We start from the raw sequence: 16,091 nt of genomic DNA on the forward strand, positions 1-16,091 counted from the left end.
ACATCCATGTAACCCCTACCAAACAGGCGGCATCCATGCCGCCGTCACAATAGTAAATATCAGCAAGAAATTAATTTAATCTGAGTTCGACAAGAAAGATGATACGCATAAACGTCATCCACAACCTGAGCTAACCAAAGCGCTTAAAGCTTTGGGCTAGCGCAAGACAAACAAAGTGCGTAGTTTATTGCTCAAGCAGAGCTTTTACCTTGCGGTACGGCAAAGATTATTAATCTTTGCTATTCGTACCTCAGGTTTTACCTACTTTTCCCGAAAGAAAAGTAGGTCGAGCCTGAACAAAGTTGAAATATATTTCAACTGAAGTGCAAGACGTAGTGGCTTAGTCTAAAATTAAAATCAGACCACAGTAAGACTCCGCTATAACCATTTAAATCAACTCAATTTATTCACCAATTTCAACGGCAAAATCTTCATTGCAATTCCCATTGGCAACCACGGCCACTGCGGCACATAAGCCTTCACAGGTTCCTTCTCAATGGCTTTGACCAAAGCCTTACAACCTGTTTTCTCATCCACCTCAAATGGTAACTTCTTCGCACCTTCATTCAACTCAGTTCGAATATAACCAGGGAAAATCGTCGAGACTTTAATTGGGGTATGCAGTAACTCAGCACGAATCCCTTCAGCCAAATGCGCCACCGCTGCCTTACTGGCTGCATAGGTCGATAAATGCTTTGGTAAACCACGCATTGCACTCATCGAAGAAATCACCACCAAATGCCCTCTATTTTGCGCTCTAAAGATTTCTACTGCTGCTTCACATTGCGCCAACGCCGAAATAAAATTGGTTTCAGCGGTAGCGCGGTTTACATCAAAATGCCCCTTACCAATACGGCGACCTTCGCCCACACCTGCATTGACAATAATTCGGTCAATTGTCCCAAAATCTTGCTGAAACGCTTTAAATACCGTAAACACATCATCGTAATGGGTGACATCCAATACCTTAATACCCACTTGAATTGAATACTGGCTTTGTAATTCTTGCTTTAGTGTTTCTAAGCGCTCTAAACGTCGTGCGCACAACGCCAAATTGTAACCTTTAGCCGCAAATTCACGCGCCATACCTGCGCCCAAGCCCGAACTTGCCCCTGTAATTAAAATCGTCTTTGCCATACCTGCCACCTATAATTTTTAAATCCATGTGAGAAGTTCAGCATCACCTGTTTTTAAATAATGATGCTCATTAAAACTCAGTAATTGCAAACGTCCATCTGTCCAACGTAGTGTGGTAATACTGGCATTGGCAATCGACCAATTTAGCGCAAAGATCTGCTTTGCATTCAAACCCAATACTTTACCTACCGCCACAGAAATCACGCCGCCTGAACTAAATACCACGGCTTGACGATGCTTTGTCATATCAATACGTTTGCAAAGTGATTGCAGTGCTTGCTCAACACGTGATTGAAAGCCTAACCATGTTTCATGATATTCATGGTCATATTGCGCTCCAATCCAACGATCAATCGCACCATCAAAAATTTTAGCGAGATAAGCACGTGGATTGGCAAGCAAATCGACATCTTGTTTGAGCAATTCAGGCTGATTAAAACGCGGCTCATATTGAGCAAACACATGCTGATGATCAAACTCATTCCACGCCGATTCGGTTTGAATGGGTGCATTATGGAAACTTTGCGATAAAGCGAGTTGCGCCGTCTGCTGATGACGTTGCATTGAACCTGCAAGCACTAAAGGTGTTTGTTTTAGGGTTTGTTTAAAAAAATCACCCACAACCTGTGCCTGTTGTTCACCTTTAGCTGAAAGCTGATCATAGCTCGCTGCACCAAAGGATGCTTGCCCATGCCGCACCAAATAAATCGTGCTCATTGTTTTAAAATATCCTGTAGTTTTGCAGCATATTCAGGAATCAACTGCTGTGCTTCAGTATTGTTTTGGGCTATCAGTTTTAAAGCCCGAATATGTAGGGCATGAATCAAAATCCAAAAACCCTTAAAGGCAGGATTATCAGTTTGCTGATGGTAATAACGATAATAAATCTGTTGCGCAATCACGGCTAAACGAAACAAACCAAACACTTCATAAAAAGCCCAATTCGTTGGTTGCAAACCTGTTTTCTCCAGATAGTAATCCACCACCTGTTGACGTGTCAGCATACCTTTTAAATTGGTCGGTTGACGGCGGCTTGATTTCATCAGCGCATCATCATCCTCTTGAATCCAGTAGGCGAGGGCACTGCCCAAATCCATCAATGGATCACCGAGTGTCGCCATTTCCCAATCTAGCACCCCAATCACTTGAGTCGGCTGTTGTGGATCTAAAATGACATTATCAAAACGCCAGTCATTATGAATTACACAAGTTTTAGAATCGGCAGGAATATGTTGCTGTAGCCATTGGCGAACAAAGGCAAAATCAGGCACATTCGGCGTGAGTGCTTTGCTATAACGTGCATCCCAACCTTCGACTTGACGGCGACAATAACCTTCACCTTTGCCCAGTTGTTCCAATTCTGTACCTTGATAAGGTACTTGATGCAGCTCGATCAATTTATCTAGAACATTCAGGCACAATTGCTGTACCTGTTGCTCATCTAACTGTAATTCTTTCGGTAAATTGGCGCGTGGAATGATGCCCTCAATCCGATTCATCACATAGAAATCACAGCCAATAACGTTCTCATCTTGGCACAATGCCACCATGTCAGGCAGCACAGGGTAGAACGGCGCCAGATGTTTTTGTACCAGATATTCACGCGCCATATCATGCGCTGATTTGGCTTTAGTTCCTTTCGGTGGACGGCGTAAAATGAGATCTGCATTGTCATATTGCAGGTGATAAGTCCAATTGGATGCACCACCCGAATATTGGGTCACTTGTGCCTGTCCTTGTAGATTTACACCTTGGTCTTTTAACCACGTTTCCACTGCGGAGATATCCAGTTCTTCACCATGACGAACCTGACCACCAACATCAATCACTGCCATTTTCTTATATCCTTATCAACGACCATAGCCACGTTTTTTCAGTTCTAGTTTAGCAATCATGCCCTTATGTACTTCGTCTGGTCCATCGGCTAAACGTAAACTACGTGCTTGATTAAAAAATGCAGTCAATGGGGTATCACGTGACACACCTTCGCCACCATGAATCTGAATTGCCATATCCACCACATTTTGCAATACGGTTGGTGCAACGACTTTAATCGCTGAGATTTCCGTAAGTGCAGCCATATTGCCTAAAGTGTCCATCTTGTAAGCGGCATACAACGTTAATAAACGGGCTTGGTCGATTTGCACACGTGCTTCCGCGACTCGTTCTAAATTGCCGCCTAATTTAAGTAACTCTTTGCCAAAGGCTTTACGTGACATACCACGATCAATCATCAGTTCTAAGGCTTTTTCTGCTGCGCCAATACAACGCATACAATGATGGATTCGCCCAGGCCCTAAACGCCCTTGTGCAATTTCAAAACCTTGTCCTGCACCACCAATAAAGTTGCCGACAGGTACACGTACATTGTCAAAACTGACCTGTCCATGCCCATGCGGTGCATCATAGTCACCAAACACGGGTAGCATTCGCTCAATCGTGACACCTTGCGTTTCAATTGGAACAAGTACCATTGAATGTTGATGATGACGGTCTTTGCTCTCATCAGGGGTATAAGCCATGAAGATAATCACTTTGGCATTGGGATCACCCAAACCCGATGACCACCATTTACGCCCATTCAGGACGATTTCATCCCCATCAATTACCGCCGTGGCTTGCATATTGGTCGCATCACTAGAAGCCACCGCAGGTTCAGTCATACAAAACACTGAACGAATTTCACCAGCGAGTAAGGGGTGCAGCCATTGTTGTTTTTGCTCGTCACTGCCATAGCGCCACAACACTTCCATATTGCCACTATCAGGCGCATTACAGTTAAATACCGTTGGAGCGAGCAAACTACGTCCTGTCAGCTCAGCAATATGTGCATATTCCTGAACGGATAAACCTGCTCCAAGTTCAGCATCAGGCAAAAACATATTCCATAAACCAGCTGCTTTAGCTTTATTCTTGAGCTGTTCAAGTTGCGCTGGCCATTGCCATTTGGTCCAGTCCCCATCGACATTTAAATGATGCACTTCATCCCAAAATGCTTTTTCAATTGGTTCTATTTCTTGTTGAATAAAGGCTTGCGTTCGTGCAATAAAATCCTGTGCGCGCTCAGATAATGCAAACATTTGCATCTCCCTTAAGATAAAATTGAGCGAAAAAATCATTCGCTGCTTTACATCACCATAAGTGAAAATTTATTATGAATGAAATGATTTTATTTTATTCAAAACTATGAATCAGATTCATAATAGCAACCCATTGGAAGTGGGACATTTTCATCGAATTGATATTAATTTATATCCGCTTTTTATTGCGATTTTTGAACAAAAAAGTATTTCTAAAGCCGCACAACTGCTCTGTATCAGCCAATCTGCGGTCAGTCATGCTTTACAACGTTTACGTGTACAACTTAAAGATGAGCTGTTTGTGCGTAGTGGGCAAAAAATGCTACCCACCCCCTATGCCGAGCAAATTTACCAGCCAATCCAAATTGCGTTATTGGCCATCCAAAATATCGCGATTCCCCAACAAGATTTTCAACCAAGTATGCTGCAAAGTATAAAGATTGCGATTCATGATGAAATCGAACCCATTATTTTTCCTCAATTGGTCAATCACTTTGCGAAACAAAACCTGAATATCCAGTTTTTCAGCTCTAAACTCGATCGTAAAAATATGTTGGCTGATCTTTCTGCACAACAAATTGATTTTGTGATTGATTTAGTACAGCCGTATCAAGCCAATTTACAGTTTGAAAACCTGATTGAAGATCATTTTGTGGTCTGTACTCAGCAAGCTGAAATGGATTTATCTCTGTATTTATCATCACCACACATTGGTGTCTCATCACGGCGTACAGGCTTATTATTGGAAGATATTTATCTTAATCGCCAACAATTGTCTCGACAAATTTTTCTACGTTGTCAGCATTATGCAACAGCGTTACAAGTCTTGGCACAATATCCAAATGCGATTCTTACCATCCCACAAAGTATTCTTAAACATCTGCACTATTCAAAAGATTTACAGATTCATGCACTCCCCATCGAGTTACCCAAAATCAATATGGGCATGTATTGGCATGAGCATGTAAAACACAATCCTCGACATCAATTTTTACGCACAGAGATTTTGAAAATTTTTAATTCAGGACAACCTACATAAATCAATCTGTAAATTGCCCAAATATCGTCAATCAATTTTTTATTTACTTAGATAGATGTGTTGAATGCGTAGATTCATCCGTACAGTTCATCAACAAGGCTTTTGAAAGCACTAGTCTAAGAATATAGACCACTGCAATTGCAAAAACACTGTAGCCAATACGTTCAAACAACAAAGGAATAGAAAATAAAATCACAACTGTAGTTGGATAGACCCAACGTCGCCAACCTGTTAAATAAGGTGCTTCGTAAAACAACCAAATATAGGTGCTATAAGTGACCAAGCTTGCTGAAATTACCAAACCTATCATTTGGTTAGAAATATGCGCATGTTGAGTTGATACATCAACAGCTGCGGCTAAAGCTGCACCTAAAATAGCAATACTCATAAAAATAAAGAAATGCCCATATCCCCATAAAAAAGGCTGTACACCTCGACGTTCATGATGGTAGTGACTACGATCAAAATAAACCCACCACATCGCAAACATCATCATCAAGCCTCCAACAATTAGAAAAACTTCTTGAAGATTAAGTGTATGATTTGAAATTGCATCCTGAATTGCTGAAAAACTCCCAATGATCGACTCACCCAAAACAATTATTGTCAGCAAAGCATAACGTTCCACAATATGATGTGGGTGCCACGGAGTCATTGCATATTTTTCTGCATAAAAAGGTACAGCCAATTCTAAAACAACTAAGCCTAAGAACAATAATGGCGTCAGTTGAATCATACTAAAATTAGCAATTAGCCAAGCAAACTGAACCAAAATAATTCCAATCACATAACGATATGCAGTCACTTTCCGCTTTTGGTCATGTTTTGCAACACGAATCCATTGAGTGACTAAAGCCAAGCGCATAATGATATAACCAATAATGATGACATCGAAATCATGGTGTTCAAATACAGCGGGTATCCCAGCTGCCATCACCAAAGACCCCGTAATTTGTACAAAGGTTAAGCAACGATAGAGCATATCATCATTATCATAAGCTGATGCAAACCAAGAAAAATTCATCCATGCCCACCATAAAGCAAAAAACACCATAAAATAGGTGGGTAAAGCATGCCAAAGGTGACCTTCGATCATCGCATGATGGAGTTGCTGACCTGCTGTCGCGATTGCAACCACAAAAATTAGATCGAATAAAAGTTCCAATGGCGTTGCAACACGATGTGGCTCTTTTGGATCACGAGGAGCAAATAATACTCGTCGCTTATGATGATGTTCAGTACTCATATTTTATTCTCTAAGTAATCATATTAAGCACTTTAATTTTAGCTTAACCATTTGTTGTAAATTTAATGAATCCCAATGCATGATAAAATATTGTTGAAAATTTACTCAAAAAATTTGCGAAAATAACTAATTTATGTAATGCTACAACCTGATTTGGATGTCACCATCCATACAGAATTAGTTTGACAAGGGGAGTAGCCTCCTTCAAACGTAAGTGCTGATATAAGCTATTACGTGTCAGATATCGTCAATACACTTTGCAAAAAGTCGGTATCTGAGCATCATAATTATTTGTGATGTAGGCAAGACCTTGATCATGTTGGAACAGATGTATTTATTCATCTGGCAACTGGTCAAGGTTTTTTTATGCCCAGTTGCCAGATAGGGAGTTGTGATGGAAACTATCGGTAATCTATGGCTGTATGTCGTATTCTTCGGCCTTGTCACAGTCATGCTTTTGGTCGATTTTTTAGGCTTTAAACAAAAACAAAATCAAGATGTTCCAATCAAGCAAGCCGCTTACTGGAGTATTGCTTGGGTCACTGTAGCAACGCTATTTGGTGGGGGCTTGTGGCTCTATCTACAGCAAACAGTAGGGCTCACCCTTGCGAATCAAAAAACCATGGAGTACTTTGCAGGTTATCTACTGGAAAAATCACTGGCAATTGATAATGTCTTCGTTTGGCTCATGATTTTTGCAGCTTTTGCAATTCCACCAGCATTGCAACGTAAAATCTTACTTTATGGTGTATTAGGTGCGATTGTTTTAAGAACCATCTTTATCTTTATTGGGGCTTGGTTCGTTCAAGAATTTTCTTGGGTACTTTATATCTTCGGTGCATTCCTTGTGTATACAGGTTTTAAATTCCTGAAAGGGCAAGATGAAGAAACCAATATTGAAGACATTAAATTACTCAAATGGTTACGTAAACATATGCGTATTACCCCGCAACTTGAAGGTAATAAATTCTTCGTTCGTCAAAATGGTGTGTTATGGGCAACACCTTTATTTTTAGTCTTAATCTTAGTTGAAGCTTCAGATGTCATTTTTGCGGTCGACTCTATTCCTGCTATTTTTGCGGTGACCAGTGACCCGTTCATTGTTTTAACTGCAAACTTAATGGCGATTTTGGGTTTACGTGCAATGTTCTTCTTACTTGCTAGCGCTGCATCTAAATTGCATTATTTACCTTATGGCTTAGGCGTCATCTTATTGTTTATTGGTGCGAAAATGCTATTGCTCGATGTATTCCATATGCCAATCTGGATCTCCCTCGGCTTTATTATTGTAACTTTGGCAATCACTGCGTATTTGTCACTGCGTCATAATAAAAAACAATTGCAATCTTAATGCACAACTCAAGGCATCTAATAAAATTTGGATGCCTTGTTCTTTAAAAGATCAGAACAGACTATACATTAAAAAAAACAGATCAATATGATATGTTGGTTTATCACTTTTATTTTTCTTAATCAGAAACATAATAACCAAGGTTAATTCACATATTGATATTAACTATGCTCATTAAAATGAGTGGGGTTTCATGCGTTCCAAAAGAGTTAGTCTCGTAGTTGTGCCATTATTATTATCTGCCTGTAATCATAATGACGGTCCACTGGTACAAGATGTCTACAACAACCAATAGACTGTACAGCTGACTGGAATACGCAAACCTGTGAAGAAGAAAACAACTCAGGCAACAGTGGTTCAAGTGCAGGGGTTCGCTATTATGGTGGTTTTGGTTCAGGTCGTTATTTAAATGGGTAGAGACCCCATTATTTACAGGACAGTTACCAACACTCGGTTTATGGATGGTCGGACATCAATGTGCGGGCATGTCAATTCGAGAAGACTGCTATGACATTATCGGCAATCATGCCCATTTTGCAGCGCATTATTTTGTGGAGTGAAATAAAAACAAATCAAGCAAAAAAATTTGATCAAGCTCTCAGAACCTTTTGCTATTTTTCTTTGATTTTAGCCTTTGCTTCAATCTTAACAGACGCTTATGACAAGCTGTTTGGTGATGTAGAGTAAGATCAACAACTCAAGCGAGCAGACACAAGGACAGAAATAGTATGCTCGCGTTATTTGAGATGTTCTAAAGCCGTATCTTTGATTGGATTTCTACGCCAATAATAGGGCTGAAAAAAGCGAATCAATAATCGCCATGGTGTCATCCATACAATACGCACATTCGTCTTTTTATTATTAATGATCCCTTGAGCTAAATAGGCACAGACTTTTTCTGGAGGATCAATAATAAATAAAAATAGACGTTTCATTTTCTTCCAGTTCTGGACATTACCATTTTGCCATGAAGAAATCAGTAAATCCGTAGCAACCATACCTGGACTAAGTGTTCCAACCAAAATCGGACTAGATTTACTCTCCCTATAAAGTGCCTGACTAAAATAACTGATTGCTCGTTTTGTCGTGCCATACACCGTCATGCCCGCACTCCATTCACCTCGACTCCCCCAACCCTCCATATTAAAAATCTGCCCAAAGCCCTGTTTTAGCATACCTTGTAAAGCAATTTGTGAACCTAACATCGTTCCCAAAAGATTCGTCTGTAGTACGCTATTCAGTTCATATTCCGTCATCCCTATAAATGCTTGGGTGGCATGACAATTACCTGCATTATTAATCCAAACATTGATTCTGCCAAAATGCTGAATTGCTATATTCCATAAGTGCTGTAACTGATCTTTTTGTGTGACATCACAACATAAACCTAAAATATTTTTGCTCTCAAACTGCTCAGTTAATTGCTGAATTGTTTGTTGTATTTGTTCTTCATTTCGAGCTGAAATCACCACAGCCCACCCCAAACTCAAAAAAGCTTTTGCCAACCCCAAACCAATCCCTTTACTACTCCCAGTAATCACCACACAATCCAGCAAACTCACATTACTCATGCCTCTATTACCTATGGTTAATTTAAATCTGACTGACGAGATAGCATTAGAAAAATACAAGATAAACTGATCATAGCAAGATTCATGACCACAGGATTAAAAGCACGAAGCAAAGTATCTGGAAGCAATAGCCCAATTAAAATAAGCAGAAAAAATAGTCCCAATATACTCAGATAATGCATAATCTTGTGAGAGATCATCATAAAGCAAAGCCCAAATAGTATTTCGGCAATTCCTGTGGCTTGACCTGCCAACTTAGCAAATTCAGGTGATAACCCCATCCATTGCCAAACTGCAATTTCATCAGGACTGGTAAAAATTAGTTTAGGAATCAACCCTTGATAGACCCATAAAACTGCCAAGGTGATATTGATAAATTTTAGAATAATGGCATCTTTCATGGCACACCCCTCAGATCAAAATTATACTCATTTAAATCGTATGCGCTGCCACCCGTTTCAGATAAGACACCAAACGAGTGAAAATAAAATTTGCAGAAAAATGGTAAAAGCCAAAACACACCATTCGTACCACATTTCAAATGCGGTTTGCACTAAACCCAAATACTGATAAATCGCCAATAACACCACACCAAAAACCACGCCAAATACCGTGTTTTGCATCAAAATAGGAAAAGATAATGCTGTGATTCTATTCAAAAAATGAATTCCTTGATCACCACCATTGGCTTGACACCGATCAACATAATCACAAGTGTTAATACTGCTTCAACCCCAATCACACGAACATCATAATAGGGCGAGGCGAATACATGCCATAGTAGTACACCGCACTCACCACCAATGCCGCTGCGAGATAATAGTTCTTATGATATTGTTTACTTAAAGTATCCTCAGCCAACTCATGCGCTAACGCTTTGGTATTCCAATAATACATACTTATTTTTTTCCAAAAAGTATAATTATTGCTGACAATTTACGCATTTCCACTCAAAAGTAAAGTGAGTTGACTCAGGTAATTACTCACATTTACACATATTACAGCCGCTTAAATTAGGCGAATAATCCAGTAAGTTTCATAAAGTCAGGTATAATCATTCGAAAAACATTGTAGGTTGTTATGACTTTGGCTACTCCCATCACAGTTATTCGTGGTCGCTTCTTAGATATTCAAAAAATCGTTTCTCAAGCAAGTGAAATTGCAGATCAAGTCCGTTATATCGAAGATGGTGTCTTGATCACTGAACAGGGCAAAATTCGCTGGTTTGGAACATGGGAAGACGCTCAAGCACAGTTACCTACACAAATTGAAATTCAGCATTATCCAGAACAATTGATCATTCCAGGCATGATCGATACCCATATTCATTTCCCTCAAACTGAAATGGTTGGCGCTTACGGCGAACAACTTTTGAGTTGGCTAAATACTTATACCTTTCCAACTGAAATTCAGTTCAAAGACAAAGCCTATGCGAGTGAGATCGCTAAGTTTTTTGTGAATGAACTGCTTAAAAATGGTACCACCACGGCATTAGTCTTTTGTACGGTTCATCCTGAATCGGTAGATGCTTTATTTGAAGCCGCACAACAACATCAGATGCGTCTCATTGCGGGTAAAGTCATGATGGATCGTCATGCACCTGAAGCCCTGTGCGATACCGCAGACAGCGGCTATGACGACTCTAAGGCACTCATTGAGAAGTGGCATGGTCAAGGTCGTGCGTTATATGCCATCACACCACGGTTTGCTCCAACCTCTACACCTGAGCAACTTGAAAGAGCAGGGCAACTCAAAGCTGAATATCCTGATGTTTATGTACATACACATCTAAGCGAAAATAAAGATGAAATTGCATGGGTTAAAGATTTATTCCCAGTGCAAAAAGGCTACCTAGATGTCTATCATCATTATGGCTTAACGGGTCAACGTTCGGTGTTTGCTCACTGTGTCCATCTAGAAGATGCTGAATGGCAATGTATGCATGAGACTGACTCTGCAATTGCGTTCTGCCCAACCTCAAATCTGTTCCTAGGCAGTGGTTTATTCCCATTGAAAAAGACATGGCAGCAACAGGTTAAAGTCGGTTTGGGAACTGATATTGGTGCAGGAACCTCTTTCAGTTTATTACAAACTGTGAATGAAGCTTACAAAGTACAACAGTTACAAGGCGACAAATTATCCGCTTTCGAATCGCTATACCATGCAACACTCGGTGGCGCAAAAGCGTTAGACTTAGATGACAAGCTAGGCAATTTCAACGTCGGTAAAGAAGCCGATTTTGTGGTGTTAAATATAAAACCAACCGCATTGCAACAATTACGTCAGTCTCGCGCCAAATCACTCGAAGAGCGTTTATTTGCTTTATTTACTATGGGGGATGACCGAAATATTGAGGCAACCTATATCTATGGACAAAAAGCCTATAGCCAAAACTAAATTTCTAAGCAAACAACGGCTTGGATTTTTGCTCTGGACTACTGGATGTGCTGTTCTATTGAACCGTGACAGTACATCTACTCAAAATGAAACATCTTCTTCACCATCAAAAGGTGCATGAAATGTGATTTTGTTTTAAAATTGCCACATTAGCTCAAGATTACGAGGTGTTGCAGGTCAACACCTTTTTTATTTTCCCTTTTTTAAGTTTTAGGAATCTACCGATGACCATTGCAATGCGCATTATGATTTCGAGCGAAGAGATTCAAGCCAAAGTCAAAGAACTTGGTGAAAAGATCAATGCACACTATGCTCAAAGTGATAAAGAACTGGTATTGATTGGCTTACTGCGTGGCTCAGTCATTTTTATGGCAGATTTATGCCGTTCAATCGAAAAACCACACGAACTCGATTTTATGACCGTGTCTAGCTATGGTGGCGGGACGGTTTCAACCCGCGATGTCAAAATTTTAAAAGACCTTGATGGTGAAATTCACGGTAAAGACGTTCTCGTGGTTGAAGACATTATTGACTCAGGCAATACCTTGAGCAAAGTGGTTGAAATGCTTAAAACACGTAACCCGAATTCAATTGAACTGTGTACTTTGGTGAGTAAACCATCACGCCGTGAAATTGATTTGGACGTAAAATTCTTAGGTTTTGAAGTCGAAGATCGCTTTATTGTTGGTTATGGACTTGATTTTGATCAGAAGTATCGTCACCTTCCTTTTATCGGTGAAATTGGTCTTTAATCAATACATGCTCTAGCGATATATAAATTATAAGCTTCATCTTGCGCTGTAATCAAAGCAGCGCATTACTCAGGTGCTAAAAGCACCTTTTTTATTATGCTTTGATTAACACCATTCAACAACTGCACAAAAATACGACATAAATAAGGAATCTTCTACAGACAAAAGGCGATCTAATCTAGCAGGATGTACGAAATATATTGTTAAAACAAGGAGAAAAGGCAATGTGGTCTCTCATTGTAGCGATTGTGGTGGGGTTTTTTGCAGGTTTGATTGCGCGTGCATTACATCCTGGTGAAGATAAAGCAGGCTTTGTTGTGACAACGCTATTGGGGATTGCAGGCTCATTACTTGCGACTTATGGCGGTCGTTTACTCGGATTCTATGGTGAAAACTCAGCTGCTGGTTTTATTGCATCTGTAATTGGTGCGGTGATTATTTTATTCATGTACAAATTAATCACCAAAAAAAGCTAGAACGAACTGAAAACTCCTAATCCATTGCAATCAATCGATTGGGAGTTTTCTGATTTAGAGTCCTAATTCCTTCCAAATCATCTGAATTTCTTCGGCACTTCGCCCACCAACCATTTTCAAACCATTTCCGAATATCAGTGTTGGCGTTCCTTCTATGCCTAATTTCTTTCCTAATTCTAGATTGCGATCAATCGGATTAGCACAAGTTTTCTCTTTAGGCTGTACATTCTTTTGCAATAAATTTTTCCAAGCATAAGCTTGGTTAGGATCACACCAAATTTGTTTTGACACCGCAAGCGATTGTGCCTTGAGAGGGTAGATAAAGGTGTAAATCGTGACATCATTGAGCTTATCCAGTTCAACTTCTAATTTTTTACAATATGGGCAATTCGGATCTGAAAAAATAGTAAGCTGCTGTTTACCATTCCCTTTTACAGTTTTAATTGCATCTTTTAGAGGAAGTTGTTTCCAGTCAATTGAATTTTGCTTTAGAACCAAATCCTTGGTCAGGTTCTTTTGATCTTTTAAACGAACCATCGAACCAATAAACATATGTTGAGCTGTTTCATCCAAATAAATAATCTGTTGATCTAAACTTGCACTGTATAAACCTGTCATTTCTGTCGTTTGGATATTACTCACATGAATATTAGGATATTGCTGATTTAAATTATTTTTTAGGGTTTCCACATTTGCAAAACTGAGCGCAGACAAACCACTCAATAATGAAAACATCCCAATTCTTATAAACATGACAGATACTCAATTCAAAAATCAGCACTATTGTAATCAGGCTTGATCCGATAAACCGCCTAGCTTACCGAGTAACAACCAAAACCCAACCAAGCACTGCGATGTTTCACGTGGAACATCCGATTTTTTAAGGGTAGATTCACATCACAGATAAAAAGACTATTTTTGGTAAAAAGATGACAAAAATCCTCACACTATATTGATATTTATGTCATAAATTAAAATCAAACTAGATCGTTTGGTTTATTTTTGGAATAATTAAAGCACAATCAGCAAGGCAACTTCTGTGTTCTCATTATGCTTGAATAGACAGAGATGAATTACAGAACTTTTGGGGCTTCATTTTAAATGAAATAAGGATATGTTTTCCTTTGCATGATTACTTTTAACTTCACATCCTCTGACTGTGTTCAGTCTTGTCTTAAAATTTAGGTATATCCATGTATAATGCGGAACTATTAGAAGAAGCTAAAACGTTTATGTTTCATATGCTGACCAAAGTGGTCGAATATGGCGGCTCAGATTTATTCATTACAGCAGATTTTCCACCGAGTATAAAATTACAAGGTTTGATGCGTCCGTTGGGACAGCAAATCTTAACTGCAGAAAAAACCAAGCTATTTGCATATAGCCTAATGAATGAAAAACAACGCCAAGAGTTTGAAAATGAATGGGAATGTAATTTCGCAATCAACATTCCTGATGTGTCACGTTTCCGTGTCAATGTATTCAAACAACAACTTCAGATTGGTATGGTTATCCGAACCATCACATCAGAAATCCCAACCTTCCAAAAGCTCAAACTCCCAGAATCATTGAAAAATGTCATGATGGAAAAGCGTGGCTTAGTATTAGTCGTTGGAAGTACGGGGTCAGGTAAATCAACCTCATTGGCGGCAATGATTGATTATCGTAATGAAAATTCGGCGGGGCATATTATTACGGTTGAAGACCCCGTGGAATATGTACACAAGCATAAGAAATCAATGATTACCCACCGAGAAGTAGGTGTAGATTGCCATACTTGGCACCATGCCTTAAAAAACACCTTGCGTCAGGCACCTGATGTAATTCTGATCGGCGAAATCCGTGATACTGAAACCATGGAACATGCGATTGCTTTCGCTGAAACAGGGCATCTGTGTTTAGGGACGCTCCACGCCAACAATGCCAACCAAGCCTTAGATCGAATCATCAACTTCTTTCCAGATGAACGTCGCAATCAATTACTAATGGATCTTTCATCCAATATGAAAGCCATTATTTCTCAACGTTTGGTACGTACTCAAGATGGTCACGGTCGTCGTGCAGCGGTAGAAATTTTACTAAATACACCGTTAATTGCAGAAAATATCCTGAAAGGTCAATTCCATAATCTCAAAGAAATTATGACCAAGTCTCGTGAATTAGGTATGCAGACTTTTGATCAGGCTTTATTTGATTTATATAATGAAGGTGCAATTAGTTATGACGAGGCATTACGTAATGCTGACTCACTCAATGAATTGCGCTTACAGATTAAACTAAAAAGTACTCGCAAAGAAGGTGTTCCTGCTAGCACTGAAACATCTTTAAACATGTTAAAAGAAGAGCAAGAAATGCAAGGCGTTTAAGCATTAAAACAGCCTAGATAATAGTAATTATCTAGGCTGTTTTTTTAAATTATTAAAATCTAGATGATTCTATTCAATATTTTAAGAATCAATTGAAACTTTCCTTTTTAAAGCATACCAGTAACCAACAATTTTATTCTTAAAATTTATAATAAATGCTTTAAAGCCAACTTCTTTTTTCTGCTGTTGTTTCAATCGATCTTGTAGACGTTTTTCTTTCGCTTGAATTTCAGCAAGTTTCTGTTCCTTAGCTTCTTTCTCTTCTTTTAAGTTCTCTGCTACAGTTTTGCCTGTACCCTTACAAGGCTTTGATTGGAACACGACAGCACCTTTATCATTGCATTGATAAACTTCAGTTTGAGCATAGAGAGACGTCGAAAATATATAAAATATAGCCAAAATAAAATAATTCACGGTATATAACCTAATCTTCTAAAATTTAATCAATTTCTAATTAATCAGTTTAAATTATATTAAATTATCTTCACAAGATAAATTAAAAATATATGAGCGAAAAAGTTAAATTAATTAATAAAACTCACTAATTGTAAAAAAATTTAAATATTTTTTTACTTCAAGCCTACTATAAAATCAAATGTATAAATAAACACTACTGAAAAATAGCATTAAGAAAATATCCTTAATGCTCATATAAACTTCTAAATAAAAATATTAT

Annotated in this window: 16 protein-coding genes and 3 pseudogenes; 9 read left to right on the plus strand and 10 right to left on the minus strand. The window is 38.9% G+C overall.

Features of this window, described 5'->3' with window-relative positions; translation table 11 throughout:
* Positions 1–393: 393 nt before the first annotated feature.
* Genes C502_RS0116260 through C502_RS0116275 form a run of 4 tightly spaced genes read right to left on the minus strand, consistent with a single transcriptional unit; the run spans position 394 to position 4,217 of the window.
* Complete coding sequence (locus C502_RS0116260) at positions 394–1,137, minus strand: SDR family oxidoreductase (RefSeq protein ID WP_018679846.1); 744 nt, start codon at positions 1,135–1,137, stop codon at positions 394–396.
* Between the two features lie 18 nt (positions 1,138–1,155).
* Positions 1,156–1,854: a histidine phosphatase family protein gene (locus C502_RS0116265; protein ID WP_018679847.1), complete on the minus strand. Its 699-nt coding sequence runs from the start codon at positions 1,852–1,854 to the stop codon at positions 1,156–1,158.
* Positions 1,851–2,972 (minus strand): phosphotransferase family protein, encoded by a 1,122-nt coding sequence (locus C502_RS0116270; RefSeq protein WP_018679848.1) that lies wholly within the window; start codon positions 2,970–2,972, stop codon positions 1,851–1,853. Before C502_RS0116270 ends, C502_RS0116265 begins: the two co-directional genes overlap by 4 nt.
* A gap of 15 nt (positions 2,973–2,987) precedes the next feature.
* Positions 2,988–4,217, minus strand: a complete 1,230-nt coding sequence (locus tag C502_RS0116275; protein WP_018679849.1) for an acyl-CoA dehydrogenase family protein — start codon at positions 4,215–4,217, stop codon at positions 2,988–2,990.
* A 106-nt stretch (positions 4,218–4,323) separates the two neighbouring features.
* Between C502_RS0116275 and C502_RS0116280 the strand changes: the two genes are divergently transcribed.
* Complete coding sequence (locus C502_RS0116280) at positions 4,324–5,256, plus strand: LysR family transcriptional regulator (protein ID WP_018679850.1); 933 nt, start codon at positions 4,324–4,326, stop codon at positions 5,254–5,256.
* A 43-nt stretch (positions 5,257–5,299) separates the two neighbouring features.
* Here the strand turns inward: C502_RS0116280 and C502_RS0116285 are convergent, their stop codons facing one another.
* Positions 5,300–6,502 carry a low temperature requirement protein A gene (locus C502_RS0116285; RefSeq protein WP_018679851.1) on the minus strand — a complete coding sequence of 401 codons (1,203 nt, stop codon included), beginning with the start codon at positions 6,500–6,502 and terminating at the stop codon, positions 5,300–5,302.
* A gap of 394 nt (positions 6,503–6,896) precedes the next feature.
* Between C502_RS0116285 and C502_RS0116290 the strand changes: the two genes are divergently transcribed.
* The 4 genes and pseudogenes from C502_RS0116290 to C502_RS19190 all read left to right on the plus strand — a co-directional run bounded on the left by C502_RS0116290 (position 6,897) and on the right by C502_RS19190 (position 8,540).
* The gene (locus C502_RS0116290; protein WP_018679852.1) at positions 6,897–7,853 is read left to right on the plus strand and encodes a TerC family protein; all 957 of its coding nucleotides are present in this window, start codon (positions 6,897–6,899) and stop codon (positions 7,851–7,853) included.
* Positions 7,854–8,046: 193 nt separating this feature from the next.
* A pseudogene (locus C502_RS19600) lies at positions 8,047–8,237 on the plus strand (hypothetical protein); the annotation flags it as partial.
* A 23-nt stretch (positions 8,238–8,260) separates the two neighbouring features.
* Positions 8,261–8,413: pseudogene (locus C502_RS19185) on the plus strand (glutathionylspermidine synthase family protein); the annotation flags it as partial.
* Positions 8,361–8,540 carry a hypothetical protein gene (locus tag C502_RS19190; RefSeq protein ID WP_018679853.1) on the plus strand — a complete coding sequence of 60 codons (180 nt, stop codon included), beginning with the start codon at positions 8,361–8,363 and terminating at the stop codon, positions 8,538–8,540. The pseudogene C502_RS19185 and the gene C502_RS19190, both read left to right, overlap by 53 nt.
* Positions 8,541–8,590: 50 nt before the next feature.
* Here the strand turns inward: C502_RS19190 and C502_RS0116300 are convergent, their stop codons facing one another.
* The 3 genes and pseudogenes from C502_RS0116300 to C502_RS18440 all read right to left on the minus strand — a co-directional run bounded on the left by C502_RS0116300 (position 8,591) and on the right by C502_RS18440 (position 10,321).
* Positions 8,591–9,424, minus strand: coding sequence for an SDR family NAD(P)-dependent oxidoreductase (locus C502_RS0116300; RefSeq protein WP_018679854.1), 834 nt, complete (start codon positions 9,422–9,424; stop codon positions 8,591–8,593).
* 17 nt (positions 9,425–9,441) lie between these two features.
* Entirely contained in the window at positions 9,442–9,825 is a 384-nt protein-coding gene (locus C502_RS0116305; RefSeq protein ID WP_018679855.1) for a DoxX-like family protein, read from the minus strand.
* A gap of 31 nt (positions 9,826–9,856) precedes the next feature.
* Positions 9,857–10,321, minus strand: a pseudogene (locus C502_RS18440) (hypothetical protein).
* Positions 10,322–10,504: 183 nt separating this feature from the next.
* Between C502_RS18440 and guaD the strand changes: the two are divergent.
* The 3 genes from guaD to C502_RS0116325 all read left to right on the plus strand — a co-directional run bounded on the left by guaD (position 10,505) and on the right by C502_RS0116325 (position 13,049).
* Positions 10,505–11,821, plus strand: coding sequence for a guanine deaminase (gene guaD, locus C502_RS0116315; RefSeq protein WP_018679858.1), 1,317 nt, complete (start codon positions 10,505–10,507; stop codon positions 11,819–11,821).
* Positions 11,822–12,045: 224 nt separating this feature from the next.
* On the plus strand, positions 12,046–12,573 hold the full coding sequence (gene hpt, locus C502_RS0116320) for a hypoxanthine phosphoribosyltransferase (protein WP_018679859.1): 528 nt from the start codon (positions 12,046–12,048) through the stop codon (positions 12,571–12,573).
* A gap of 224 nt (positions 12,574–12,797) precedes the next feature.
* Positions 12,798–13,049: a GlsB/YeaQ/YmgE family stress response membrane protein gene (locus C502_RS0116325; RefSeq protein ID WP_018679860.1), complete on the plus strand. Its 252-nt coding sequence runs from the start codon at positions 12,798–12,800 to the stop codon at positions 13,047–13,049.
* A gap of 54 nt (positions 13,050–13,103) precedes the next feature.
* Here the strand turns inward: C502_RS0116325 and C502_RS0116330 are convergent, their stop codons facing one another.
* Positions 13,104–13,802 carry a DsbC family protein gene (locus C502_RS0116330; RefSeq protein ID WP_023274687.1) on the minus strand — a complete coding sequence of 233 codons (699 nt, stop codon included), beginning with the start codon at positions 13,800–13,802 and terminating at the stop codon, positions 13,104–13,106.
* A 440-nt stretch (positions 13,803–14,242) separates the two neighbouring features.
* Between C502_RS0116330 and C502_RS0116335 the strand changes: the two genes are divergently transcribed.
* Entirely contained in the window at positions 14,243–15,415 is a 1,173-nt protein-coding gene (locus C502_RS0116335; RefSeq protein WP_018679862.1) for a PilT/PilU family type 4a pilus ATPase, read from the plus strand.
* 81 nt (positions 15,416–15,496) lie between these two features.
* Here the strand turns inward: C502_RS0116335 and C502_RS0116340 are convergent, their stop codons facing one another.
* Complete coding sequence (locus C502_RS0116340) at positions 15,497–15,829, minus strand: hypothetical protein (protein ID WP_018679863.1); 333 nt, start codon at positions 15,827–15,829, stop codon at positions 15,497–15,499.
* Between the last annotated feature and the right edge of the window lie 262 nt (positions 15,830–16,091).

Origin of the sequence: Acinetobacter tjernbergiae DSM 14971 = CIP 107465 (assembly GCF_000374425.1) — a bacterium.
GTDB lineage: Bacteria > Pseudomonadota > Gammaproteobacteria > Pseudomonadales > Moraxellaceae > Acinetobacter > Acinetobacter tjernbergiae.